Here is a 16,290-nt window from a genome sequence, read left to right on the forward strand (position 1 = left end):
GGTTATTGAATTGAAGCCGGAGCATCATGCCGCATTGCCATGGCATTTTGCATGACCTCTCCCATCACCTCGATGGGGCATTTGAAGTCGAAGCGCTTGCGCGGTCGCATGTTCAGTTGCAGCGCAATGGCGTCCAGCTCCTCCTGGCTGTGTACCGACAGGTCTGTGCCTTTGGGCAGGTACTGGCGGATCAGGCCATTGATGTTTTCGTTGCTGCCGCGCTGCCAGGGGCTGTGCGGGTCGCAGAAGTAGATCGCCACGCCGGTTCTTTGGGTGATCTCGGCGTGTCGCGCCATCTCCCGGCCCTGGTCGTAAGTCATGCTCTTGCGCATCTCCAGCGGCATGCTATTGAGCGCGGCGCTGAAGCCTTCCAGCGCCGAAGTCGCCGTCGCGTCGTTCATCTTCACCAACATCAGGTAGCCACTGGTGCGTTCCACCAGCGTACCGACGGACGAGGCGTTGGCCTTACCCTTGATGAGGTCGCCTTCCCAATGCCCCGGCATCAGCCTGTCTTCAATCTCCGGCGGGCGCACATGAATACTGACCATCTCGGGGATCTGGCCGCGCCTATCCACGCCACCAGAGCGCGGCCGGCGCGTCGTCTTGCCTTGGCGCAGACAGATGATCAGCTCCTTACGCAGCTCACCCACTGGCAGGGCATAGATCGCGTTGTAGATCGTCTCGCGACAGACGTAGGCATCTCGCAGGTTGGGTATGTTCATGCTGCGCAGCTTGCCGGCAATCTGCTCGGGAGACAAACGCTCACGCAGCATATGGGTCACCAGTTCGAAGCGCTCGCTACCCGGCAACAGTTTTCGCATCGGTCGACAAACTTGGCGGCGGGCCTGCATTTGCTGCTGGGCCAGGCGGGCCGAGTAGCCACCGCAAGCACCTCGGTTACGGCGCAGCTCACGGCTGATGGTCGAAGGGGATCGGTTGATCAAGCAGGCAATCCTGCGCAGGCTGAAGCCTTGGATACGACCGATTTGAATGGTGGCGCGCTCTTCAACGCTGAGTTCGGTATAAGACATAGGGGCAGCACCGTACCGGAAAGGTCAGGTGTTGCACTCAGTTTTTGCCGCCGCCCTGTTTTACCTTGCTAGCCACAAAGCTAAGCTGCGCCTCGTCGTTGAAGCATACTTCGGTGCGAACCAAATTCAGCGGGCGCTTGCTGTTGTCTAGTAGTATTCCCTCAAGAAGATTTCGGCTGTTGGCGTCAGGCCTCTCGATAACGACGTTCTCACCTTCTGATATCATAAGAGATCTGGGCTCTATGACCTGATATCCAATAGCTTTCCAATCCCCTGGGAGATAAAACATCTCGCTCTGTCGATTCGAATATAGGCCCATAGCGACGCCGTGTGCTGTCATCAATACAGGTCGCGGCGTGCGATAGCAATTTGGTAATACAAAATCTTTAGGGATTTCGCCTGGGTACTTTCCATGTAATACGCTGTTTGGCAAATTCGGCTCGCCATCAGTCTCTCCGAAAAGCTCCGCGGGTCCTTTTATGAGCGTGTCTTTGAGTGATTGAAACTCATCATATGCCCAAATGATGCGCTTATTCGCGCCTTCCCCTTTTGCTAATTTATAAGCAACTTGAAATATTTCGCTTGAGAAGTCTTGTGCCTCATCGATTAGGATAAGGTCGTACTCAGGCTTTATTTTATCTCCCATTCGGGAAAGTAAATCTTTATAAATGTAGCCAAGTTGATCTCTGTGGCCGCGAGTGTCCGACCATGTAAGGGGGGTAATACCTAGTTTCTGGCAAAGCGTCGAATACAGGCCCGGGCGTTGCTTGCCTCCCCATGCGTGAAAAACATGTAGCTTCTCGTCAAAGTCGGGTGCTTTTTTTGCTTCTAAAGTGTAGTAGCGAGATATGAGATTCTGAACGTGAGAGTACAGGCTCTGAGTGTTGAATAGATAAAGGATCTTGTAGTCGGAAAACTTTTTGTGCGTAATGGCTGCTTTCAAACAAAGGACAATTGTTTTTCCAGTGCCAGCAAGCCCTCGGATACGCTGAGGCCCTGGAGGCAATTGCATAGCGGCAAGTCGCTGAGCGTCGTCCTGTTTAAAAGTGGTTCTTAGTGATTTTTGGATGTAATCATTAATAGTATTAAGGGGTTCTTCTACTGCGGATTTCTTTTCCTCGTATACGAAGGTTCCTTCTAGCAACGAGAATATGCGACCTAATTGTTCATCAGAGCATTGGAAGTCGTGCTCTATTGAAGAAAGCCAAGGTTGAAGGTCTTCAAAGAAAACAACCTCACTGGCGCTTTCTTCTTGATTGATTAGTCCAGCTTCGCTCGCTTGGTTGGAGCAAAATAAAACCGCACTTGTAATCGGGACCCGAATGTTCCTTGTTTTTCGGTCATAAAGGGATAGATCATTTTTTAAACGGCTTCGCACTTCTTCTTCGTAAATGTCAACCACCCAAGATCGTGAGGTTATTAGCTCCCCATTATCTAGTCGCCAGAACTCAACGCCACCACTCTCGATGACGTCTACAACTCTCTCCTCAAGAACATCTAATAATATTATGCCATGTTCTTTGGAAACTATTATAAAGGACGGGACATCGTCGTCGGACGCTCGTCCAAGCGTGGTTAGCTTGTAGGCGAGATACCCATGGCATTGATTAAATAGAGTCAGTACAACGTCGGAGACTTGAAAATGAAATGGCCGATTTTCTAATGCAAGGGAGCCTGAGAGAAAAGAGAAGGGATTATCCATGCTAGCTATCCAGAGTTGTTTGATATTCGGCCGTACTAAAACGAAATTACTACATTATTTCTTAAAAAAATAAAACACTTGGTAAGTCGCGGCGTGTTTGAATAACGGCGCATTGTTTAAGTATTAGGAATGGTCTCATAGCTTATACGAATGCGTTAGTGGGAAGGGATTGTAGCCTAGCGGAAAGCGTGCATCAGCACGAGGGAGTGGTCAAAGCTGACGGTGACCACTTAACTCGGTCGCGCGGGTAGGCTATGGTTTTGTGGGGCTGCCGAAGGCATCAGAACCCCGGTTTATGGGCTTCTCTGGGTCACCAGGGCGAGGTCCAAGCGAATCATAATGCTCCGCTCACCCGTCTAGCGGCACCCACTAGACATCCAAAGGCGCCTAGCCAAAGCTAGCCGCCTTTTTTCGTTCCTTCTGTTTGCTGTTCCGTTTACCGAGGTAAACCATGCGTGAGCGTTTCGATGAGATTCGTGCCGAGCGGGATGTTCATTCCGTGGAGCCGGTTGTTTACAACCGTGACCCCCATGCCGGGCTGTGGAAGCAGATCGCACTGGGGATCGTGGTGGGTTATCTGGCGTTGGGTCTGATCAGCGCCGTGGGTTGGGCGGTGTTTGCACGGTTCGCCTTGGGCGGGCTGCAGATAGCGGTGCCTTGAGGTCGGGCGTTTGCCCGGCGCACAGGCCGCAACGGTAGGGATTCCGGTGCATGGCGGGCCGTTGACCGTGCCGTGCGGGCGGCGCAGAATCGCGCCATTTGGCGGGGCGACCCAGCCTGCAGGTTTTCTTTTGTGTAGTAAGGGCGTGCGATGAATACCTTTCTGACGGCGGTCTCGGTGGTCGTTTGTGTGTTGGCGATCAGTGCGGGTGTGATGCTCGATGTTCGGCACAAGCCGAGCGACGAGGCGAAGCGGGTGTATACCGCCGAGCGGGTGAACGAGATTCTGCGGCGTAATACGAAGCACAGCTGAGCCGCAGGCGAGGCTGAAGCGTGAAAACAGGCGGCCCGAGGGTCGCCTTTTTCATGCCCGGAAAAAAGCCGGGCGCGGGGCCCGGCGAAGTCCAACGAGGAGGGGGGCTGCGGCGTGGTGCTTACCAGAGTGGCAGGCTGTAGCTGACGATAAAGCGGTTCTCGTCCAGATCGCTGCCGAAGTTGCTGCGGGTGGTGGCGTTGCGCAGGCGCAGGCCGAGGTTCTTCAGCGGGCCGCTCTGGAACACGTAAGCGAGGTCGGTATTGCGTTCCCAGGTCTTGCCTTCGCTGGCGCCGGGGCCGCGGTCGACGTTGTCGCCGGAGAGGTAGCGGGTCATCAGGCTCAGGCCGGGAATGCCCATGGCGGCGAAGTCGTAGTCGTAGCGGACCTGCCAGGAGCGTTCGTCCTCGTTGCCGAAGTCGTTGATCTGCACCAGGTTGACCAGCGAGTTGTCGCTGCCGGCGATGTAGGCGAAGCCGGTATCGCCATTGAGCTGCTGGTAGCCGGCGCCGAAGGCGTGGCCGCCGAGCTTGTAGGTGAACATGGCGCCGAAGGCATCGGCGTCGACGTTGCTGCCGCCGTCGTCGGTCTGGTGCACGTAGCGCAGGTCGGTCTTGAAGCTCTGCTTGTCGCCGAGCGGCAGCACGTGGACCAGGCCGAAGTTGTGTTCCTTGTAGATGCCGTCCAGCCCGCCGTAGAAGTAGCTGGTGCTGAGCTCGGGCGACCAGGCGTAGCGTGCGCCGGCGAAGAGGAATTCGTCGCTGCTGGTCTGGCTGCCGAACTGGATGTTGCGGCGGCCGCCGTTGAAGGCGGTCATTTCCTCGTTATCGGAGGAGTTGCGCTGGTTGACGCGGTCGAGCTTGCCGAGGTCCAGGGTCAGGCCGTCGATCTCCTTGCTCTGCAGCCAGGCGCCGCGATAGGTCTGCGGCAGCAGGCGGCTGTCGTTGCGCATCACCACCGGCAGGATGGGTTGCAGGGTGCCGACGTGCAGGGTGGTGGCGGACAGTTTGGCCTTGGCCGTCACACCGGCGGAGCCGTAGTCGTCCTGGGCACGGTTGGGGGCGTCGCGGTCGCTCTGCAGGATGCCGGTGCCGACGCGGTCGGGGCTGGAGTCGAGCTTCACGCCGAGCAGGCCGATGGCATCCAGGCCGAAGCCGATCGGGCCTTCGGTGTAGCCGGATTCCATTTTCAGCATGAAGCCCTGGGCCCATTCCTCGGCCTTGGACTGGCCGGTGCCGGAACGGAAATCACGGTTCATGAGAAGTTGCGCAAATCGATGCTGGCCTTGCTGTCTTCAACGAAGGCGGCGCTGGCGGGGTGGGTGGCGATCACTACGGCGCCGCCGCAGAGAATGTGGCAGAGGGATTTGTGGTGCAGTCGCATGGTATTTCCTCTTGTTGTTGTTTTGGGCCGCTCTCGGGCGGCTACTGGGCATAGAGCGAAAGGCGTGCCAGTGGCGCAAATAGCCGGCCTGTTCGGCTGGATCGGGCGTGCCAGAGCGCTTGCGCGTCGCATTGCCTTGGCGCGGGAGCGGCACGGCAAGCGTCCGGCTGGCTGGACATGTATGGCGCGCGGCCAGCTTTGGCGAGGCGGTGTCCAGCGCGGCGGACGGTTGGAGGAGGGCACCGGCCGGGGAGCCGGCGCCGGTTCAGATGCTAGCGGGTGCCCTTGCGGCTCTGCACGCAGACGAAGCTCGTGGCGGCATTGACGTCGCCCTTGCCGACGTACTTCGGCCAGCCGGGGTATTCGCACAGCGGGCGGGTGCGGCCGGGCACGCCGACGCTGTCGGCAACGACCTGCCGCCGCGGCGCACGGCCCTGTTCGACCCAGTCTTCCAGTGCGCTCAGCGAATCCCAGGCGGCGTTGAACACGGTGCTGGCGGCGTGGCCGTAGCCGGGGATCTCGTAGTAGCGCAGGAAGCGCTGCGTCTTGCCCGGGCCCATGTCGCGGCGCACACGCTCGTAGTACTCGGCGGTGGCGCGGGTGCTCACCAGTTGGTCGGAGGTACCGTGGGCCATGAGGATCTTGCCGCCGTTGCGGGCGAATGCGGACAGGTCGGTCCGGTTGACGTCCTGGCGCAGCGACAGCTCGCTGATGCGCGCCTGCCACGGGCCGGGGTTCTGCGGGTCGAGGGTCAGCGAGTTGAAGGTGGGATTGCGCGTCACGAAGAAGCGCACCCATTCGTCCCAGAAGCCGGAATGGTAGGGCGCGCCCTCGGCGAAACCGGTGCCGTGCACGGGCATCGGGTAGCTCGGCTGCAGGGTGTTGAGGCCGAGGCGGTTGACCACCAGCTGCACGCCTTCACCCGGCCGGCCGAGGTCGGTGCCCCAGGTGTTGAAGCCAGGGTAGTGCGTCTCGCCGCTGGCCAGCGGGAAGTTGAAGCGGATCGGGCTGTTGAACACCCGCAGCGCCTGGATCTGCGCATCCGACAGGCAACGCTGCGAGGTGTCGGCACCGCCCGGGCAACGCAGCGGTTTGCCGTTGAGCTTGGCGCGGGCCGGGTCGAACTTGGCATTGCACGCGGCCTGATGGCTGATCACGCCGTCGCGCACGCCGTCCAGCCCGTCACAGGCCTGCATCGAGGCTTCCAGCAGTGCGGCGCGTTTTTCCAGGCTGGGAAAGGCGCCGGGCTGGGCGAGGGCGCGGGTGATGCGGCCGAACTGCAGGTCCAGCGCCAGGGCGTTGTAGGCGGGGTAAAGGACGATGGCGCCGTGGAAGTCGGTCGGCCATTGCTGCACCACGGCCAGCGCCTCGCGGCCACCGGTGGAGCCACCGGCGAAATAGCTGCGCTCGGGCGTGGCGCCGTAGCGTTGTTCGATCAGGTAGACGGCGGTATCGCGGGTTTTCTTCAGCGCATCGTGGGCGTAGTTGGCCAGGGCTTCGTCGTTCCAGGCAAAGGAGCCGGGGCTCGCCGGGTCGGCGACGTGCCCGGAGTCGCTGCCGAACACCGCGTAGCCACGGCCGAGCGGCGTGGGTCGATCCAGCGGGCCGGCGGGGACGTTGCCGGCGACGTTCGGCACCGTGCCGTTGTAACCGCCGCCGCCGAACATCATCGCCTTGCGGTTCCATTGTTCCGGCAGCACCAGGCGCATGCGGATTGCCGGTGCGGCGGGATCGACCGGGCGAATCTCGGCGCTGACATCGCAATAGGCGCCGAAAGTCTGCGGGGCGCTGCCGCCGGCGGCCACCGGGGTCGCCGCCGTGACGCGGGCGCCGCTGGTAGGCAGGCCGATGGCCTGGGCCGGGATCTCGCGGCCGAGCAGTTCGGTGCAGGTCGCCGCCTGGGCGGACTGACTGGCCAGCAGCGCCAGGGCGAGGGAGGCCAGGGGCAGGGAACAGCGCGCAAGCGAGTTGCAGGATGGATGCATCATTGAGGCTTTCCTTCTTCTTGTTTTCGGGCCGTGCGCCGGGTAGGCGCATAAGCGCTCAAGCCAATGACATGCCAGCGGACGGAAGGAAGGGAGAGCAGGCGATGGCCGGTCGCCGCGCTTGCGGCGAAGGCTCTGGCGCAGGGATCGGGTCGATAACGGGGAAGGTTGCGCGAGGCGCCTGGGGCTCAGGCGGGCGAGGCAGGGTGTCCGGCGCGCTGGACGACCGTCCGCCGCGCCGGACACTCAGGTGGCTAGTTGTAGCGGCCGTTCAGCCCCCCGACGCTGTAGCGCCCGGCGCCGAGCAGCAGGATGGCCAGCGAGCCGAACAGGAACAGGCCCTGCAGTTCGATGGCCCAGCCGCCCATCGGCCCGATGTCGAACAGCTCGGCCCGGTGCGCCAGGGCGAGGGCGACGACCATGTTGCCCAGCATCAGCAGGGCTCCGAGGCGGGTATACAGGCCGACGATCACCAGCAGCGGGCCGACCACTTCGCCCAGGAACACGCCATAGGCGAGAACGCTCGGCAGCCCCATGCCGGCCAGCATGCCGCCGATACCGTCGACGCCATGCAGCAGCTTGTGGATGCCATGCAGCAGCATCAGTACGCCGACCGAGAGCCTGAGAACGAGTTTGCCTGCATCGTCTGTCATCTTCGCGCATCCCAGTTGCGGCGCCAGGAGTCGGCGGCCCTGACTCCAATGTAGATCAGCCGCTGTGACATTGCCGCGTCGCGGTTGGCGCCAACCCGCGCGTTAGGCCGCTCAGCGCTGGCTCAGGCCATGCTGCTGCAGCTTGCTGTAGAGGCTGGCGCGGGAGATGCCGAGCTCCATGGCGGCGCGCCGACGGTTGCCCTTGCAGGCGGCCAGTGCGCTCTGCAGGGCGCGCCGCTCGGCCTGGGCGAGGGTCTGCGCCAGCGGTTGCAGCGGCAGTTCTTCGCTCGGCGCCGCCTCGGTCGGCAGGACAGCGCTTGGCGCGCTTGACGCATAGGCCGGCGCGTCGGCCGAGCGCGCCTGCTCGCCCAGGAGCGGCAGCAGGTGCGCAGCCTGCAGCTGCGGGCCATCGGCGGACAGCTGCGCGCGCTCCAGCAGGTTGCCCAGCTCGCGCACGTTGCCGCGCCAGGGTTGCGCGCAGAGCAGTGCCAGCGCTTCCGGGCTCAACTCCATCGGCGGCTGGCCGGAGCGGTTGGCGATGTCGTCCAGCAGGTGTTCGACCACTGCCGGGATATCGCTGGCGCGCTCGCGCAACGGCGGCACGCGCAGGGCGAGGACGTTGAGGCGGTAGTAGAGGTCGTCGCGGAACTGGCCGGCGGCGACCTTGGCTTCCAGGTCGATATGGGTCGCGGCGATCACCCGCACGTTGAGCGCCTTGACCTGGTTGGAGCCCAGCGGCTCGACCTCCTGCTCCTGCAGCACGCGCAGCAGCTTGGCCTGCAGCGGCAGCGGCAGGTCGCCGATCTCGTCGAGGAACAGCGTGCCGCCGTTGGCCACCTCGAACTTGCCGATGCGCGCCTTGCGGTCGGCACCGGTAAAGGCGCCGGGAGCGGTGCCGAACAGTTCGGCCTCCACCAGGCTTTCCGGAATCGCCGCGACGTTGACCGCGACGAAGGGCCCGCGTGCCCGTGGCGAGAGGTTATGGATGCCCTGGGCCAGCAGCTCCTTGCCGGTGCCGGTCTCGCCACGCAGCAGCACCGTAGCATCGAGCTGCGCGGCGCGCCGGGCCTGGCGCTTGATCTCGCTGGCGGCCGGGCTGTTGCCGATGAAACCGGCGATGGTGTAACGCGCCCGGCGTGCCTTGGCCAGTTCGTTCTGGGTGGCGACCAGCTGGGTCTGCAGGCTGGTGTACTTGGACATCAGCGGCTTGAGGTGGCGAGCGCGGTCGAACAGCACGAAGCCCAGCGCGCCGACCAGGGTGCCGTCCTCGTCGCGCAGTGGAATGCGGGTGACCACGAAGTGCTCGTCGCCGAAGGCCATCAGGTCGAGCATGCTCGGCTGGCCGCTTTCCACCACCTCGCGCAGGCAGCTGGCCGGCAGCACTTCCTCGATCTCCTTGCCGAGCACGCTGGACGGATCGCGAATGCCGACTTTCTCGGCGTACTTGTCGTTGATCCAGACGATGCGCGCCTGACGGTTGACCGCGATGGTGCCCTCACACTGCGCGTTGAGGTGATCGAACAACAGAGGCATGGCCACGGCACGGAAACGTTCCGGGGATACGCCGACGATCAGGCCGTGGTTGTCGAGTGCGTCGCGGGCAATGCTCATGGGCAGTCAGGGTCCGTTCTGGAGCGGCCGATTATGGTTGGCCCCGGCTGCCACGGGCAAGGCAACCGGGACATGCTCAGGGCTGGGAATACACTTCGTTCGGCAACCAGGTGGCTAGCGGTGCGAAATAGAACACCAGGGCCAGGCCGAGCAGTTGGATGAGGATATAGGGCAGCACGCCGAGGTAGACATCGCGGGTAGTGATGCCCGGTGGGCAGACGCCCTTGATGTAGAACAGCGCGAAGCCCACCGGCGGCGTGAGGAACGAGGTTTGCAGGCAGAGCGCGAAGAGAATCGCGAACCACAGCGGATCGACGCCCATGGAGAACAGCACCGGCGCCACCAGCGGCAGGATGATCAGGGTGATCTCCACCCAGTCGAGGAAGAACCCCAGCAGGAAGGTGATTGCCAGCACGGTGAGCAGCACGCCGGTCTGGCCGAACGGCAGGCCGGTGAGCGCCGCGCGGATCACGTCGTCGCCACCCAGGCCGCGCAGCACGGCGGCGAATACCGTGGCTCCGATGAAGATGCCGAAGATGAACGCGGCGGTGCGGCTGGTCTGGTACAGCGCATCCTTGAGCACCGGCAGGCTCAGCCGGCGGCTACCGGCGGCCATCAGCAACGCACCGAAGGCGCCCACCGCCGAAGCCTCGGTGGTGGTGGCGATGCCGAAGAAGATCGAGCCGAGCACGGCGAAGATCAGCGCCAGCGGCGGCACCACGGCCCAGAACACGTCGAGCAGGGCACGGCCGTCGAGCTTCGGCCGGTTGGCCGGGGCCGGAGCGAAGTCTTTTTTCAGCCAGGCGGTGATGACGATGTACAGCACGTACATCAGCGCCAGCATCATTCCCGGAATCAGCGCGCCCATGAACAGCTTGCCCACCGAAGCCTCCGAGGTGCCGAGGCGGTCGGCCATCAGCACCAGCATGATGCTCGGCGGAATCAGAATGCCCAGCGTACCCACCGAGCAGGCAGTGCCCACCGCCAGGCTCTTGTTGTAGTTGGCCTGCAGCATCGGCCCGATGGAGAGCATGCCGAGCAGCGCCACCGAGGCGCCGACGATGCCGGTGGAGGCGGCGAGCAGGATGCCGACCACCACCACCGTCACCGCATAGCCGCCGCGCAGCGGACCGAGCACGCGCACCAGGCTGTGCATCAGGCGTTCGGCGATGCCGGAGCGGTCGAGCATGATGCCCATGAAGATGAACAGCGGCAGGGCCACCATCAGCTCATTGGCGACGATGCCGTAGATGCGCGCGTCGAGCACGCCGATGGTGCCATCCCAGGTGAACCAGAGATTGGCGTCGAAGTGTTCGACCAGCACATAGCCGAGCACGGCGAACAGCAGGCCGATGCCGGCCAGCGACCAGGCGACCGGGAAGCCGAGCAGCAGCAGGCCCATGAAGCTGGCGAACATGGCGATGACGAGGATTTCTTCCAGACCCATGATTGCGACTACTCCATCAGGGCTGCGAACGAGTGCGGTCGCGCTCGTCCGAGGGGGCCGTCAGGGCCCGCGGGAAATTGAGCAGCAGGGTGCTGCAGCGCAGCGCGCGGGACAGCAGCGCCAGCGCCACCAGCACGAGGCCGATGGGCAGCACGCTCTTGAAGATGAAGCGGTAGGGCAGCCCACTGGGCGCCTGGGAGCGTTCGTTGTAGAGGTAGGCCTTGTAGGCGTAGGGGATCAGTGCATCGATCATCAGCACGATCACCGGCAGCGCCAGCAGGGCGATGGCCAGCAGCTCGATCCAGGCCTGGCTGCGCAGGCTGAAGCGTTCGCGTAGCACGTCGACGCGCACATGGTCGTCGCGCACCACGGCGTAGGCGAGGGCGAGCATCAGGGCGGCGCCGAACAGGTGCCAGGACAGTTCTTCCAGCGCAATGGAACCGCGCGAGAGGGCGAAGCGGCTGAACACGTTGGCCAGCACGACCAGCAGAACCGCCAGCCAGAGCCAGGCGCTGGCCTGGCCGATGGCGACCAGCAGGCGGTCCAGCGGCCGCGAAATACGGTTGTACGGCAGCGCGTCGGGCGCTGGCGCATCGGGAGAGACGGGCTTGAAGGACACGGCGGACCTCGGAATCTCGGCACACAGGGATAGAAGGCGGGCACGTCGCCGTGCCCGCGGGCTGCAGCGCAGCCGTCAGTCGTACTTGTAGAAGTCGCGCGGCAGGTAGCCCATGCCGTGCCAGATCGAGTGGTGCTTCATGAACTCGCGCTGGCTGGTCAGTACGCGCTTGAACATCTCGTCCTTGGCGGCCATCTCGTCGAGCACCTCATCGGTGACCTTCTGCAGCTCGCGCAGTACCGGCTCGGGCAGCACCTGGGCCTTCACGCCCTGCTTCTGGTAGTCACGCAGCGCGGTCGGCTGAGCCCACTCGCTTTCGGCGAAGCCCTTGAGCGTGGCCGACTCGCAGCCCATCTCGATGAGCGCACGGCTCTCCGGCTTCAGCTTGTCCCAGACGTCCTTGTTCACCAGCAGGTGCGAGGTGGTCAGCGTCTGGTGCCAGCCGGGCATGATGTAGTTCTTGATGATCTGGTCCAGGCCCAGCATCTTGTCCACCGCCGGCTGCGAGAACTCGGTGGCGTCGATGGTCTTGCGCTCCAGCGCCTGGTAGATCTCGCCGCCCGGCACCATGGTCACCGAGGCGCCGAGCTTTTCCAGCACCTTGCCGCCGATGCCGGCGAAGCGGATACGCAGGCCATCGAAGTCTTCCAGCTTCTCGATGGGCTTGGCGAACCAGCCGGCGCCTTCCGGGCCGATGATGCTGCACAGCATCGGATGGATGTTGCGCTGGGCGTAGATTTCCTCGAGCAGCTTCTTGCCGTCACCCTGGTAGTACCAGGCCAGGTGCGCCGGCGGCTCCATGTTGAACGGCGCGCCGGAGTACAGCGGCAGGGCCGGAATGGTGCCCTGGTCGTAGCCGATCCAGGTGTAGCCGGCCGGGTACTTGCCGCTGCTCACCGCATCCATAATCTCGAACGGCGGCACCAGTTCGCCCGGCTCGTAGTAGCGCAGCTGGATGTCGCCGCCCGAGACGGCCTTGAGCGATTCGGAAAGGTGCTTGACCGGCGTGGTCAGGCCGATCAGGTGGGAGGGGAAGGCCAGCGGCACCTGCCAGCGGATCTTCTCCGCGGCACTGGCGACGCCACTGAGCAGGCTGGCGCCGAGCAGGGTGGTGGCACCGATGGCGCAGGCGATACGGGAAAGCTTGTTCTTGGTCGACATGCAGATTTCCTTCTTGTTGTTGTTCTGTGCCCGAGGGCGGACGCGTAACCGCCCGTGCGTCGAGGGCGTTAACAGGCCAGAACAAGAACAGAGGCCGAGCCGATGCTGCCGATCCGGCGCCAGTCTTGTTCTTTGGTTTGTTCTGGCGTCGCGGGGTGGATTGCAGGTTCTGTGCCTATCGCCCGCGAACGAGGAAAGGCGCGCGCTGCAGCGCTATTGGAGTGATTGCAGGACGATGGCGGTGTCCGCTGCGGCAGACACTGCCCGGATGGATATGCGGCAGTGTCCGAAATTCTGGAACATGTCCATTTATTTGGACGGCGCGATAACGAACTGGCGGACAAACGAATCCGGCGTGCGCAGGGCGCAACGCCGGATGAGAGGCAGGCGAGAAGGGCGTCGGATCAGCTGGCGGCTTGCTTGGCCAGCGTGCTTTCCAGTGCGGTGCGGCAGCGCTCCTCGGCGGTGTCCAGCTCCAGCTGCATCTGCTGGATGTCGAGTAGCTGCTGCTCCAGCTGCTGGCGCCGCTCGGCGATCATCTGCAGCATGATGTTCAGCTGCTTCTGGTTGCCGGCCTTGGGATCGTAGAGCTCGATCAGGGTCTTGCATTCGGCCAGCGAGAAGCCGATGCGCTTGCCGCGCAGGATCAGCTTCAGCGCGACGCGATCCTTGGGCGAATAGATGCGCTCCTGGCCGCGGCGGGTTGGCGTGAGCATGCCCTGTTCTTCATAGAAACGGATGGCGCGGGTGGTGATGTCCAGCTCGTTGGCCAGGTCGGAAATGCTGTAGGTCTGTTTAGCCATGATTCCTTCCGATCATCCTCTGTCACGCCCGGTGATCCGGGCGCGTATGTCTGCCCCGCGCCGTGTGATTCGCTCAGGGGCGTTCGACTGCCAAGGCTACTCCCTGACCACCACCGATGCACAGTGTCGCCAGGCCCTTGCGCGCGTCGCGGCGCTGCATCTCGTGCAGCAGGGTCACCAGGATGCGGCAGCCCGAGGCGCCGATCGGGTGACCGAGGGCGATGGCCCCGCCGTTCACGTTGACCTTATCGGCATCCCAGCCCAATTCCTTACCGACCGACAACGCCTGCACGGCGAAGGCTTCGTTGGCTTCGATCAGGTCCAGCTCGGCCAGCGTCCAGCCGGCCTTGTCCAGGCAGCGTCGGGTGGCGGTGACCGGGCCGATGCCCATGATCGCCGGGTCGACGCCGGCGTTGGCGTAGCCGGCGATCTTGGCCAGCACCGGCAGGCCCAGGGCCTCGGCCTTGCTGGCGCTCATCAGCACCACCGCGGCGGCGCCGTCGTTGAGGGTCGAGGCGTTGCCGGCGGTGACGCAGCCGTCCTTCTTGAAGGCTGCACGCAGGCCGCCGAGGGATTCGGCCGTGGTGCCGGCGCGCGGCTGCTCGTCACGGGCGAAGGCGACCGGGTCGCCCTTGCGCTGGGGAATCATGACCGGGGTGATCTCGGCATCGAAGCGGCCGCTTTCGATGGCCGCCGCGGCACGCTGCTGCGACTGTGCGGCGAAGGCGTCCTGCTGGGCGCGGTCGATGCCGTACTTGTCGGCCAGGTTCTCCGCGGTGATGCCCATGTGGTAGTCGTTGAAGGCGTCCCACAGGCCGTCGGTGATCATGGTATCGACGATCTGCGCGTGGCCCATGCGCAGGCCGGTGCGTGCGCCGGGCAGAACGTAGGGCGCCAGGCTCATGTTCTCCATGCCGCCGGCGATGACCACTTCGGCATCGCCGCAGCGGATCGCCTGCACGGCCAGATGCACGGCCTTGAGGCCCGAGCCGCAGACCTTGTTCAGCGTCATGGACGGAACGGCGTGGGGCAGGCCGGCCTTGATCGAGGCCTGGCGCGCGGTGTTCTGCCCGGCGCCGGCGGTGAGCACATGGCCGAGGATGACTTCATCGACCTGGGCCGGGTCGATACCGGTCTTTTCCAGCAGGGCGCGGATCACGGTGGCGCCCAGTTCGACTGCCGGCACATTGGCCAGCGAGCCCTGGAAACTGCCGATGGCGGTGCGGGTTGCAGCTACGATGACGACGTCTTGCATGACGGACTCCGAATAAAAAAGCGCTACGCCGGGGCGTAACGCGAGGACCAGGCACGCGGCCTGGCTCCGGGAAAGGGTGCCCTCGAACGACAGGGGGCAAGCCGTTGGTCAGCGCGCTGGCAGACCGGTCGATGCCGCAGTATACGGGCGCCTGGGTGACTGGCCAGTGCTGGCGCGCCGCCGGCTCGGGGCGTTCGGGGCAGGCGGGAAGACGCAGCGGGCAAGGGGTGCTCCGGCGTGCTTCCCGCACCCAGGCTTCAGCGCTGGATCGGGCAGCCGGTGGCCTCTTGCAGCTCCTCGAAGCTGACGCCTTCGGCCAGCTCCACCAGCTTCAGGCCTTGCTCGGTGACGTCCAGCACGCCGAGGTCAGTGATGATCCGGTCGACCACGCCGAGGCCGGTGAGCGGCAGGTCGCAGGCCGGCAGGATCTTGTGCGCGCCGCCCTTGGCGGTGTGCTCCATCAGCACCACGACGCGCTTGACGCCGGCCACCAGGTCCATCGCGCCGCCCATGCCCTTGACCATCTTGCCGGGGATCATCCAGTTGGCCAGGTCGCCCTTTTCCGACACCTGCATGGCGCCGAGGATGGCCAGGTTGATGTGACCGCCGCGGATCATGGCGAAGCTCTGCGCGTTGTCGAAGAAGCTCGAGCCGGGCAGCGCGGTGACGGTCTGCTTGCCGGCGTTGATCAGGTCCGGATCGATCTCTTCCTCGCTGGGGAAGGGGCCGATGCCGAGCAGGCCGTTCTCGCTCTGCAGCCAGACGTCCATGCCTTCCGGGATGTAGTTGGCGACCAGGGTCGGCAGGCCGATGCCGAGGTTGACGTAGAAGCCGTCCTGCAGCTCCTGGGCGGCGCGTTGCGCCATCTGTTCACGTGTCCAGGCCATGGTCTCAGCTCCTCACCGTGCGTTTTTCGATGCGTTTTTCCGGGTTCGGGTTGTGCACGATGCGATGCACGTAGATACCCGGCAGGTGAATCTGGTCCGGGTCCAGCTCGCCGGTCTCGACGATCTCCTCCACCTCGACGACGCAGACCTCGCCGGCCATCGCTGCCAGCGGGTTGAAGTTGCGCGCGGTCTTGCGAAACAGCAGGTTGCCGGCCTTGTCGGCCTTCCATGCCTTGACCAGGGCCAGGTCCGCGGTCAGCGATTCTTCCATCACGTACCACTCGCCGTTGAACTGGCGGGTTTCCTTGCCTTCGGCCACCAGCGTGCCGTAGCCGGTCCTGGTGTAGAACGCCGGGATGCCCGCGCCGCCGGCACGCAGCTTCTCCGCCAGGGTGCCCTGCGGGGTGAACTCCAGGGCCAGCTCGCCGGCCAGGTACTGGCGCTCGAACTCCTTGTTCTCACCCACGTAGGAGGAAATCATCTTGCTGATCTGCCGCGTCTCCAGCAGCAGGCCGAGGCCGAAACCGTCGACACCGGCGTTGTTGCTGATGGCAGTCAGGTCCTTCTTGCCGCTGTCGCGCAGCGCGCCGATCAGCTGCTCGGGGATGCCGCACAGGCCGAAGCCGCCGACGGCGATGGTCATGCCGTCCTGAACCAACCCTTCCAGGGCGTGGGCGGCGTTGGGGTAAATCTTGTTCATGAATTACCTCTACTTGTTGTTCTGTCCGTGCCGGGCGCTACCTGAATGGGCGCCCGACGAATAGGGTTTAGCAAGAACGG

Annotated in this window: 14 protein-coding genes and 1 pseudogene; 2 read left to right on the plus strand and 13 right to left on the minus strand. The window is 63.8% G+C overall.

Annotated elements, in window-relative coordinates; translation table 11 throughout:
- Positions 1–2: 2 nt before the first annotated feature.
- Positions 3–1,031 (minus strand): IS30-like element ISPsp7 family transposase, encoded by a 1,029-nt coding sequence (locus P5703_RS03795; RefSeq protein WP_031638226.1) that lies wholly within the window; start codon positions 1,029–1,031, stop codon positions 3–5.
- Between the two features lie 37 nt (positions 1,032–1,068).
- The gene (locus P5703_RS03800) at positions 1,069–2,733 is read right to left on the minus strand and encodes a DEAD/DEAH box helicase (RefSeq protein ID WP_285585574.1); all 1,665 of its coding nucleotides are present in this window, start codon (positions 2,731–2,733) and stop codon (positions 1,069–1,071) included.
- A gap of 451 nt (positions 2,734–3,184) precedes the next feature.
- Here P5703_RS03800 and P5703_RS03805 point away from each other — a divergent pair, with 451 nt between their 5' ends.
- Together P5703_RS03805 and P5703_RS03810 are read left to right on the plus strand one after the other, a co-directional pair.
- Positions 3,185–3,394, plus strand: a complete 210-nt coding sequence (locus tag P5703_RS03805) for a hypothetical protein (RefSeq protein WP_013983798.1) — start codon at positions 3,185–3,187, stop codon at positions 3,392–3,394.
- A 150-nt stretch (positions 3,395–3,544) separates the two neighbouring features.
- Positions 3,545–3,706, plus strand: a complete 162-nt coding sequence (locus tag P5703_RS03810) for a hypothetical protein (RefSeq protein WP_014597539.1) — start codon at positions 3,545–3,547, stop codon at positions 3,704–3,706.
- 121 nt (positions 3,707–3,827) lie between these two features.
- Here the strand turns inward: P5703_RS03810 and P5703_RS03815 are convergent.
- The 11 genes and pseudogenes from P5703_RS03815 to P5703_RS03865 form a co-directional block, all read right to left on the minus strand.
- Positions 3,828–5,089, minus strand: a pseudogene (locus P5703_RS03815) (OprD family porin).
- A 272-nt stretch (positions 5,090–5,361) separates the two neighbouring features.
- Complete coding sequence (locus P5703_RS03820; protein WP_049339914.1) at positions 5,362–7,077, minus strand: tannase/feruloyl esterase family alpha/beta hydrolase; 1,716 nt, start codon at positions 7,075–7,077, stop codon at positions 5,362–5,364.
- A gap of 251 nt (positions 7,078–7,328) precedes the next feature.
- Positions 7,329–7,727 (minus strand): DoxX family protein, encoded by a 399-nt coding sequence (locus P5703_RS03825; protein WP_049339915.1) that lies wholly within the window; start codon positions 7,725–7,727, stop codon positions 7,329–7,331.
- 111 nt (positions 7,728–7,838) lie between these two features.
- The gene (locus P5703_RS03830) at positions 7,839–9,338 is read right to left on the minus strand and encodes a sigma-54 interaction domain-containing protein (protein WP_049339916.1); all 1,500 of its coding nucleotides are present in this window, start codon (positions 9,336–9,338) and stop codon (positions 7,839–7,841) included.
- 76 nt (positions 9,339–9,414) lie between these two features.
- Positions 9,415–10,785 (minus strand): TRAP transporter large permease, encoded by a 1,371-nt coding sequence (locus tag P5703_RS03835; protein ID WP_045157737.1) that lies wholly within the window; start codon positions 10,783–10,785, stop codon positions 9,415–9,417.
- Positions 10,786–10,801: 16 nt separating this feature from the next.
- A complete protein-coding gene (locus P5703_RS03840) occupies positions 10,802–11,404 on the minus strand; it encodes a TRAP transporter small permease subunit (protein WP_279641181.1) in 603 nt (200 codons plus the stop codon).
- A gap of 75 nt (positions 11,405–11,479) precedes the next feature.
- Complete coding sequence (locus P5703_RS03845; RefSeq protein WP_011914295.1) at positions 11,480–12,565, minus strand: TRAP transporter substrate-binding protein; 1,086 nt, start codon at positions 12,563–12,565, stop codon at positions 11,480–11,482.
- Positions 12,566–12,969: 404 nt separating this feature from the next.
- Positions 12,970–13,368 carry a MerR family transcriptional regulator gene (locus P5703_RS03850; RefSeq protein ID WP_011914294.1) on the minus strand — a complete coding sequence of 133 codons (399 nt, stop codon included), beginning with the start codon at positions 13,366–13,368 and terminating at the stop codon, positions 12,970–12,972.
- Positions 13,369–13,441: 73 nt separating this feature from the next.
- Positions 13,442–14,623 (minus strand): acetyl-CoA C-acetyltransferase, encoded by a 1,182-nt coding sequence (locus P5703_RS03855; RefSeq protein ID WP_061373111.1) that lies wholly within the window; start codon positions 14,621–14,623, stop codon positions 13,442–13,444.
- A 257-nt stretch (positions 14,624–14,880) separates the two neighbouring features.
- The gene (locus P5703_RS03860) at positions 14,881–15,510 is read right to left on the minus strand and encodes a CoA transferase subunit B (RefSeq protein ID WP_014597528.1); all 630 of its coding nucleotides are present in this window, start codon (positions 15,508–15,510) and stop codon (positions 14,881–14,883) included.
- Positions 15,511–15,514: 4 nt separating this feature from the next.
- Positions 15,515–16,210, minus strand: coding sequence for a CoA transferase subunit A (locus P5703_RS03865; RefSeq protein ID WP_011914291.1), 696 nt, complete (start codon positions 16,208–16,210; stop codon positions 15,515–15,517).
- Positions 16,211–16,290 lie beyond the last annotated feature (80 nt).

Origin of the sequence: Stutzerimonas sp. FeSN7, from assembly GCF_030263795.1 — a bacterium.
GTDB lineage: Bacteria > Pseudomonadota > Gammaproteobacteria > Pseudomonadales > Pseudomonadaceae > Stutzerimonas > Stutzerimonas stutzeri.

Coding starts and splice junctions, on each gene's coding strand:
- P5703_RS03795 (WP_031638226.1), bottom strand. CDS start 1,031: ATGTCTTATACCGAACTCAGCGTTGAAGAGCGCGCCACCATTCAAATC.
- P5703_RS03800 (WP_285585574.1), bottom strand. CDS start 2,733: ATGGATAATCCCTTCTCTTTTCTCTCAGGCTCCCTTGCATTAGAAAAT.
- P5703_RS03805 (WP_013983798.1), top strand. CDS start 3,185: ATGCGTGAGCGTTTCGATGAGATTCGTGCCGAGCGGGATGTTCATTCC.
- P5703_RS03810 (WP_014597539.1), top strand. CDS start 3,545: ATGAATACCTTTCTGACGGCGGTCTCGGTGGTCGTTTGTGTGTTGGCG.
- P5703_RS03820 (WP_049339914.1), bottom strand. CDS start 7,077: ATGATGCATCCATCCTGCAACTCGCTTGCGCGCTGTTCCCTGCCCCTG.
- P5703_RS03825 (WP_049339915.1), bottom strand. CDS start 7,727: ATGACAGACGATGCAGGCAAACTCGTTCTCAGGCTCTCGGTCGGCGTA.
- P5703_RS03830 (WP_049339916.1), bottom strand. CDS start 9,338: ATGAGCATTGCCCGCGACGCACTCGACAACCACGGCCTGATCGTCGGC.
- P5703_RS03835 (WP_045157737.1), bottom strand. CDS start 10,785: ATGGGTCTGGAAGAAATCCTCGTCATCGCCATGTTCGCCAGCTTCATG.
- P5703_RS03845 (WP_011914295.1), bottom strand. CDS start 12,565: ATGTCGACCAAGAACAAGCTTTCCCGTATCGCCTGCGCCATCGGTGCC.
- P5703_RS03850 (WP_011914294.1), bottom strand. CDS start 13,368: ATGGCTAAACAGACCTACAGCATTTCCGACCTGGCCAACGAGCTGGAC.
- P5703_RS03855 (WP_061373111.1), bottom strand. CDS start 14,623: ATGCAAGACGTCGTCATCGTAGCTGCAACCCGCACCGCCATCGGCAGT.
- P5703_RS03860 (WP_014597528.1), bottom strand. CDS start 15,510: ATGGCCTGGACACGTGAACAGATGGCGCAACGCGCCGCCCAGGAGCTG.
- P5703_RS03865 (WP_011914291.1), bottom strand. CDS start 16,210: ATGAACAAGATTTACCCCAACGCCGCCCACGCCCTGGAAGGGTTGGTT.